This window comes from Vibrio sp. C8 (genome assembly GCF_054051265.1).
The window spans coordinates 118,220-126,368 of the sequence record NZ_JBPAOE010000051.1; the positions used below are offsets into that span (position 1 = coordinate 118,220).

6 protein-coding genes are annotated in these 8,149 nt (G+C 44.2%); all 6 read right to left on the reverse strand.

Annotation, left to right across the window (positions count from 1 at the left end):
- Positions 1–31: 31 nt before the first annotated feature.
- Positions 32–2,887 (reverse strand): M16 family metallopeptidase, encoded by a 2,856-nt coding sequence (locus ACRQQK_RS19115; protein WP_457514054.1) that lies wholly within the window; start codon positions 2,885–2,887, stop codon positions 32–34.
- A 19-nt stretch (positions 2,888–2,906) separates the two neighbouring features.
- A complete protein-coding gene (locus ACRQQK_RS19120) occupies positions 2,907–3,362 on the reverse strand; it encodes a YqaA family protein (RefSeq protein ID WP_457514056.1) in 456 nt (151 codons plus the stop codon).
- The gene (locus tag ACRQQK_RS19125; protein ID WP_457514058.1) at positions 3,359–4,306 is read right to left on the reverse strand and encodes an NADP-dependent oxidoreductase; all 948 of its coding nucleotides are present in this window, start codon (positions 4,304–4,306) and stop codon (positions 3,359–3,361) included. The genes ACRQQK_RS19120 and ACRQQK_RS19125 overlap by 4 nt, the downstream gene beginning before the upstream one ends.
- A 160-nt stretch (positions 4,307–4,466) precedes the next feature.
- On the reverse strand, positions 4,467–5,597 hold the full coding sequence (locus ACRQQK_RS19130; RefSeq protein WP_457514060.1) for a sodium ion-translocating decarboxylase subunit beta: 1,131 nt from the start codon (positions 5,595–5,597) through the stop codon (positions 4,467–4,469).
- Positions 5,598–5,606: 9 nt separating this feature from the next.
- Positions 5,607–7,391 (reverse strand): sodium-extruding oxaloacetate decarboxylase subunit alpha, encoded by a 1,785-nt coding sequence (gene oadA / locus ACRQQK_RS19135; protein WP_457514062.1) that lies wholly within the window; start codon positions 7,389–7,391, stop codon positions 5,607–5,609.
- A 19-nt stretch (positions 7,392–7,410) separates the two neighbouring features.
- Positions 7,411–7,695: an oxaloacetate decarboxylase subunit gamma gene (locus ACRQQK_RS19140; RefSeq protein ID WP_457514064.1), complete on the reverse strand. Its 285-nt coding sequence runs from the start codon at positions 7,693–7,695 to the stop codon at positions 7,411–7,413.
- Positions 7,696–8,149: the final 454 nt, after the last annotated feature.

The following is an 8,149-nucleotide window of genomic DNA, read 5'->3' on the forward strand; positions in this document are numbered from 1 at the left end:
CGCGAACGTCGCCCCCTCTTTTATGTGTACTCTAGCGGATGATTTCAAGCTCTTCTACGGGAATTGTTAATTTTTCTAGTTGAGGCTTGAGTGTTTTTGCATCACCGACCACGATAATCTGGTAATCATTCGGATTAAACCATTTCGCAGCTAAACGATCTAGTGTCACTTTATCAACGCGTTTTACTATCTCATTACGTACTTGTAGATAATCTCTATCCAAGCTGTAGGTCAATATGCTACTTAATAAGGACGCTTTTTGTCCCGGAGTTTCATACTTCAAGGCATCTTGTTGCCCCACAGCTAGACGTAAGAAATCCATTTCTTGGTCAGTTAAGCCATTCTCACTGAACTTCGCCATTTCATTCTGTAACTCGATAATCGAATCTAACGTAGCATCCGCTCTGACTTGAGCATTAAACACTACCGCACCCACTTCTCGGTTGCTGGAGAAGTAACTGTTCGCACCGTAGCTAAAACCTTTATCTTCACGTAGATTCTGATTGATACGGCTATTGAAATTACCGGCAAGATTAAAGTTTGCCAACTGACTCAGGTATAGTTCACCCGTTGCGTCAAACGGTAAACCGCGTCGAACTAGACGAACGACTGATTGAGGCGCATCCGGTTTATCCACCAGATAAACTTTTTTGCTGGTTAAGTTAGGAACGATTTGCGGATCAATCAGAGGCGAAGCTTCCCCCTTCCAATTGGCGAAAAAGTTTAGCTGCTTGCGAATATCCTGCTTTGAAATATCCCCAACAACAACGATTTGAGCACCATTCGGTGTGTAATGTTTACGATAGAAGTGCCTCACATCTTCCAATGTCAAACTGGCGATAGAATCATTGGTACCATCACTGGAGCGAGCAAAAATCGAGGAGCCAAACAATACTTGACGTGTTGCTTGCGATGCTAGCCATTCTGGTTGTTGATGCTGATAGACCATTCCTTGAATCATCTGCTGCTTGATTCGGTCAAAATCGTCTTGCTTAAAGCCCGGTTGGAATAACACTTCCTCAATAACCGACAAAGTTTCAGCCAGATTCTTCTCTAAACTAGAAACCACAACGCTTGTTGAATAGGCATTAGCATTCACGCTGATGGTTGAGCCTAGTTTATCCAACTGCGCTTGAATCTCTTCTACACTCCTTGATGCTGAACCCTGTTCCATCATGGCTGCGGTTAAATTTGCTAAGCCTTCTTTTCCTCTCAGCACATGTCTTTCACCGGCCGGAAGTTTAAATTGAATGACCACAGTCGGAGTTTCAGATGTCTTGGTTCCAAGCAACTCAGCACCGTTGTTGAAATAAATGTCATACAAGGTCGGTAAACGGGCCTGAACCGCATCAGCGACTTTCGGCATGACTGAACGGTCGAAAGTATCTTTGACATGACGGTACGTCAGTTGTTGTTCAGAAATTTTTTGATGCTCCGGCAAATCACGTTCAGGTGTTACAAATGTCGCCTTCCTCACGGCAAAACTTGTCTTACCTTGTGGGACAATACTAAGCGTGGCTTTGTTTTTGCCATTAATATACTTGTTATATACCGCTGTGAGGCTCTTCGGCGATACATGGCGCAGTTGTTCCAACTGATCTTCAATACGATCCGGTTGACCATAAAAAGTTTCATTTGCCGCTAACTGAGCCACTTTTCCTGACACGCTCTGCAGAGCAAATACCGAGTTCGCTTCAGCCATTCCTGTGATTTGTTCTAAACGCTCAGCTGCGACGCCCTTCGATTTGAACTCATCAAGTGTCTGCATAAGCTCTTTGTATAAAGGCGCTAACTGACCTTTATTACCGGCTGGAGCCATTGCAAACACATAGAAATTACACGCCAGTTCAGAGCAATCATGGAAAGAACCCGCGCTGACTGCCTTCTGAGTTTTAACTAAGTTTTGGTAGAGATAGCTGTTAGTACCGCTACCAAGGACACTAGCTAAAACATCCAGCGACATTTGATCATCAGCACCACGATATGACGTCGGCCAGCCAATCAATACCATCGGCTGTTGAATACGGTCTTCCATGGTGATAAAGCGGTTTTGAGGCAAAATGGCGGGCAACTTCTTGGTATTTTTCACTTCCGGCCCTTTAGGTATAGAGCCAAAATATTTGTTTACCCATTGAAGAGTCTCATCGACGTCAATGTCACCACCAACAGTCAAAACAGCATTGTTAGGACCATACCAACGCAGGAAAAACGCTTTTAGATCATTTACATCCACTTTATCCAAATCTTCGACATATCCGATTGTCTGCCAAGAGTATGGGTGCCCTTGCGGATAAATGGCTTCACCCATTTTCTCCCACATAAGACCATATGGACGGTTGTCATAATTCTGCGCACGCTCATTCTTCACTGTATCGCGTTGGATTTCGAACTTACGTTGAGAGACCGCATCAAGCAAGAAGCCCATGCGATCAGCTTCTAACCACAGCACTTTTTCCAGTTGATTAGCAGGTACTGTTTCATAGTAATTCGTCCGGTCTCGATTTGTTGTGCCATTCAAGGCACCGCCCGCTTCAGTGAGCAATCGAAAATGCTCCTGGTCCCCTACATTCTTGGATCCCTGAAACATCATGTGCTCAAAAAAGTGTGCAAACCCAGACTTGCCAACGTCTTCACGAGCAGAGCCCACATGATAAGTAACGTCTACATGCACTACCGGATCAGAATGATCCGGAGAAAGAATAACGGTTAATCCATTATCTAACTGATATTTAGAATAAGGGATCATCACTTTGCCAGACGCTGCATCCACTTGTTCAATAAAGTGGATGCTTTGAGGAAGTGAGGAGAGTTCTGTCTCTGGTTTGGTTTGAGTACTACAGCCATAAATGGCGATTAATGAGAAGGCTCCAGCCCAGATTTTCCTCATAACATCTCCCTAGAAAATCTTAGAAAAAGAAAAGAACGGCTAGAATGGAATATCGAAGCGCTTTGCCAATCAAAATCATGACAAATGAAGGTAAAAATTTCATTCTTAGCCAGCCTGCGGCTAAACAAAGTGGATCGCCAATAATAGGTAACCAACTAAACAGCAAAGACCAATAACCATACTTAGTTAACCAAGCTAAAGCTTTATGACCATGCTTTTGCTGCTGAGTTCTATTCGGCAACCATAAACCTAACCAATAGTTGACTAAGCCACCAAGGGTATTACCCAAAGTTGCGATTGTAATGACAAAAAATACGGGATATTGATTAAGCGATAAAGTAGCGAGTAAAGCGGCTTCTGAACCACCGGGAAGCAGAGTTGCACTAAGAAAGCCGCCAAAAAAGAGAACCCATAATGCTGAATCAGAGAATAACTGCGCAAATTGGGTAAAAAGAGAGTTAAAAAACTCAATCATTTCATATCTAACAAAACCTTGCCTCGTGTATGACCCGTTTCTATTTGTTTATGGGCTTGTTGAACTTCATCCATAGGATAAATATGTTGAATTTCAGTTTTTAACAATCCAACGCTAACCATGTATAACATAGTGTCTAATTGCTCAGGGTTAGGATCTACCAGCATACCTGTGGCTTGAAAACCCAACATTTTGGCTTTCTCACAAATCAGTTCTGCACTTAATGTCGGAACAGTGACAACACGAGCGTTATCATTGAGACACTTCAACGCATCCAAAGCAGCATCACCGCCGACAAGGTCTATCAATACATCCACTTTATCAATACGCTGTGATACAGGTGCAAACTGATAGTTAATCGCATGAGCACCAAGAGTAGCCAGATAATCCAGATTACTTTCGCTGCAAGTGGTATAAACCTCTGCTTTTGCTGCAATCGCTATCTGCACAGCTAAATGTCCAACACCACCAGCACCCGCTAAAATCAGTACTACATCGCCTTCTTTCACTTCCGCTTTATTCAAAGCCTGAGCAGCAGTTTGCCCCGCAAGAGGAAGCACGGCAGCTGCTTCTAAAGTGACCGATTCAGGCACTAGACTCAGTTCCTTTTCTGGAACACAAACATATTGGCTATAGCCTCCACCTTGAGTAGGAAAACCGATGAAACCAGCAACATTATCGCCTTCTTGCAATCGAGAAACACCCTGGCCGACTTTTATAACCTGCCCTGCAACATCGTAACCCGGTACCCAAGGTAAATTGTCTTTATTTTGAGCTGCAGCCCAACCTAAACCTGCCCGTGTTTTTACATCAATCGGATTGATTCCAGAGTATGCAACATGGACTAATACCTCGCCCGCTTTCGGCTCTGGTATTGGTGACGATAATATAGATAAAACTTCAGGCCCACCAAACTGGGTAATAGCAATTTGCTTGTTTTCCATTTCAACTGTCCCTATAGCGCAAATAAAAAAGGGATGCTGCAGCATCCCTTTGAATATATACCAATATTTACAAACACTACAGTTTCATACCGCGAAAGCGTTAAGCAAAGATAATGTCCTCTATTGGTACGTTCAACCAATTGGTTTCATCAGTTAGCTATTAACCTACTAATGCGAGCAACACGCCAGCGGCAACCGCAGAACCAAGAACACCGGCTACGTTTGGTCCCATTGCGTGCATCAACAAGAAGTTTTGAGGGTTAGCTTGTAAGCCAACCTTGTTAACCACTCGCGCAGCCATAGGAACCGCAGATACACCAGCCGCACCGATAAGCGGGTTGATATCCTCTTTAGAAAATTTATTAAGTACCTTAGCCATAATCACGCCACCAGCAGTACCTATACTGAATGCCACGGCGCCTAAAGCCAAAATACCCAACGTTTCTAAATTTAAGAATTTATCCGCTTGCAACTTAGAACCAACACCAAGCCCCAAGAAAATAGTGACGATGTTGATCAACTCATTTTGTGCAGTCTTAGACAAACGCTCAACGACACCCGCTTCTCGCATCAAGTTCCCTAAGCAGAACATACCAACGAGTGGAGTTGCTGACGGTAGGAACAAAATTGTCATCAGAAGGACAATCAGAGGGAAAATGATTTTTTCAGTTTTCCCAACATGACGAAGCTGAGCCATTTTAATTTGGCGCTCTTCGGGTGTCGTCAGAGCTTTCATAATTGGCGGCTGAATAATAGGAACCAATGCCATGTAGCTGTATGCAGCTACAGCAATCGCACCCAGCAGATCCGGCGACAATTTACTTGCTAAGAAAATCGCTGTCGGGCCATCTGCACCACCGATAATCGCAATCGATGACGCATCTGCCATGGTAAATTCCATTCCCGGAACATAGTTAAGGAAAATAGCGCCAAATAAGGTCGCAAAAATACCTAACTGCGCCGCTGCCCCCAACCACAATGTTTTTGGGTTTGCGATCAAAGCACCAAAGTCAGTCATTGCTCCTACACCCATAAAGATCAACAACGGGAACACACCCGATTCGATCCCTACGTGGTAAACGTAGTAAAGCAATCCTCCCGGTTCAGTGAAACCAGCATTTGGAATATTTGCTAGAACCGCACCAAAGCCAATTGGCAGAAGTAACAAGGGTTCAAAACCTTTACGAATAGCAAGAAACAGCAGCAAACAACCAACCATGATCATAATGATCTGGCCCAGTTCGAAGTTAGCTATACCTGTTTCACGCCATAAGGTTATTAATCCGTCCATGGTACTCCCTTACGCCAAGCTCAGCAGTGGTGAACCAACAGCAACAGCATCACCCTCTTTGACATGAAGATCCTGAACTAAGCCTGAGCGAGCAGCTCTGACTTCCGTTTCCATCTTCATTGCTTCAAGAATAATGAGTACATCGCCTTCTGCAACTTCTTCACCAGCCGCTACGTTAACTTTAAAAATGGTGCCGGCTAGTGGCGCAGGAACGTCTTCAGCGTTATCAGCAGCGGCAACTGGAGCCGTAGCCGCAGGTTTAGCCTGCACAGGCGTAACCGAAGTAAGCTGGCCTTGAGGACCAACTTCCACATCATAGACATGACCATCAACTTTAACACTGTAAGCTTCGATGCCGCCAACCGCTGGTGCAGCAGGTTTTGTAGCGACTGGAGCAGCCACCTCTTTACTCGGTGCAGGCTCGAAAGCTTCTGGGTTGTGACGATTCTTCAGGAACTTCAAGCCAACTTGAGGGAATAGCGCATATGTCAGGACATCATCAACGGTGTCTTCTGCCAAAGAAATACCTTCCGCTTTTGCTTTCTCTAGCAGTTCAGTCGTTAGGTGTTCCATCTCGTCTTGCAATAGATCTGCAGGACGGCAAGTGATCACTTCTGCGCCGTCGAGAACACGAGCTTGAAGCTCAGTATTCACTTCTGCTGGAGCCGCTCCGTATTCACCTTTCAATAAACCCGCCGTTTCTTTAGTGATGCTCTTATAGCGCTCACCAGTCAATACATTGATCACAGCTTGAGTTCCGACAATTTGTGATGTCGGGGTTACCAAAGGAATATAGCCAAGGTCTTTACGAACACGTGGGATTTCTTCAAGAACTTCATCTATACGGTCAGCTGCACCTTGTTCTTTAAGCTGACCTTCCATATTGGTCAACATACCACCGGGAACTTGTGCGATCAAAATGCGAGAATCAACGCCTTTTAACTGACCTTCCCACTTCGCGTATTTCTTACGCACTTCACGGAAGTAAGCGGCAATAGGTTCGATCTGCTCAAGCTTCAAATTAGTATCGCGCTCAGTACCTTGCAGCATAGCAACAACAGTTTCTGTTGGCGTATGACCGTAAGTCTGGCTCATGGATGAAATTGCGGTATCAAGAATGTCGATACCAGCTTCCACCGCCTTCACCGCTGTTGCTGTCGATAATCCTGTGGTTGCATGGCAATGTAGAGCAAGTGGCACATCACACGAGGCTTTAATACGAGTAATCAGCTCTTCCGCTTCATATGGTTTAAGCAGGCCAGACATATCTTTGATACACAAAGAATGACACCCTAAATCTTCCAATCGCTTAGCAAGATCAACCCAAGTATCGGCGTTGTGAACTGGGCTTGTGGTATACGAGAGCGTACCTTGAGCATGAGCACCAACATCAATCGTCGCTTTTACTGCTTTCTCAAAGTTACGAACATCGTTCATCGCATCAAAAATACGAAAGACATCCATACCATTGGTACGCGCTCGTTCAACAAATTTTTCTACTACATCATCGGCATAGTGACGATAACCCAGTAAGTTTTGACCACGTAAAAGCATTTGCATTGGTGTGTTAGGCATCGCTTTTTTCAGCTCACGTAAACGCTCCCATGGGTCTTCGCCTAAGAATCGAATACAGGCATCAAATGTTGCTCCACCCCAAGTTTCAAGAGACCAATAGCCAACTTTGTCCAACTCAGCTGCAATCGGCAGCATATCTTCGATACGCATACGCGTAGCAAATAAAGATTGATGGGCATCGCGAAGGACCACATCGGTTATGGCAAGTGGTTTAGACATGCTTATTAACTCCTTTTAATTATTTACTACTTTCAGCAGCAGCTAGAGTACGGTGCTGATGTACCGCAGCAGAGATAGCCGCAATAACCTGTGGACTGACCGTTTGTTGGTCCAACGCCGCAGATTTCACTGGTACTTTTTTATTTTTGATAGGTGTACTGATCGGTTGAGGTACTTCTTGAGGTACCAGTTTAGACATTAACCGAACGAGATAAACCAATATGGTTAGAAATAGAAAAACGAAGCCCATCCCTGTAATCATCAGGGCGGCCGCGTCTACTAGCAGGCTTCCAATGTTTGTCATGTTGCTTCCTTTCTTTTGTCATCCTGACAACAATCGTCAAAAAAAACGAGATTCCTCGTTATGACAAGTGAGCGAAAATTATCTCAATTGATTAAAAATTGTCAATTTAGTTGAGAGTACTCTTCTAGAAGCGCCACATATTGAGTGTCAGATTTATGGCATAGCTAACAAAACGGCGCAAACCGATTGTAAGCAAACCAATGCGTGAGCAACGTATTTGTATTCATTACGATGAGAATAGTGAAACTTTGAAATGAAATATGGAATATAGACGGTAAAGTCATTTTGGTTCAATACAGAACAGTGACTTACTACTTGCAGATAAACAAGAATTGTATTTTTAACAAAAGAAAAAGCCTCGCATAATGCGAGGCTTTAAATAGTGGCGCGTCCTGGAGGATTCGAACCTCCGACCGCCTGGTTCGTAGCCAGGTACTCTATCCAGCTGAGCTAA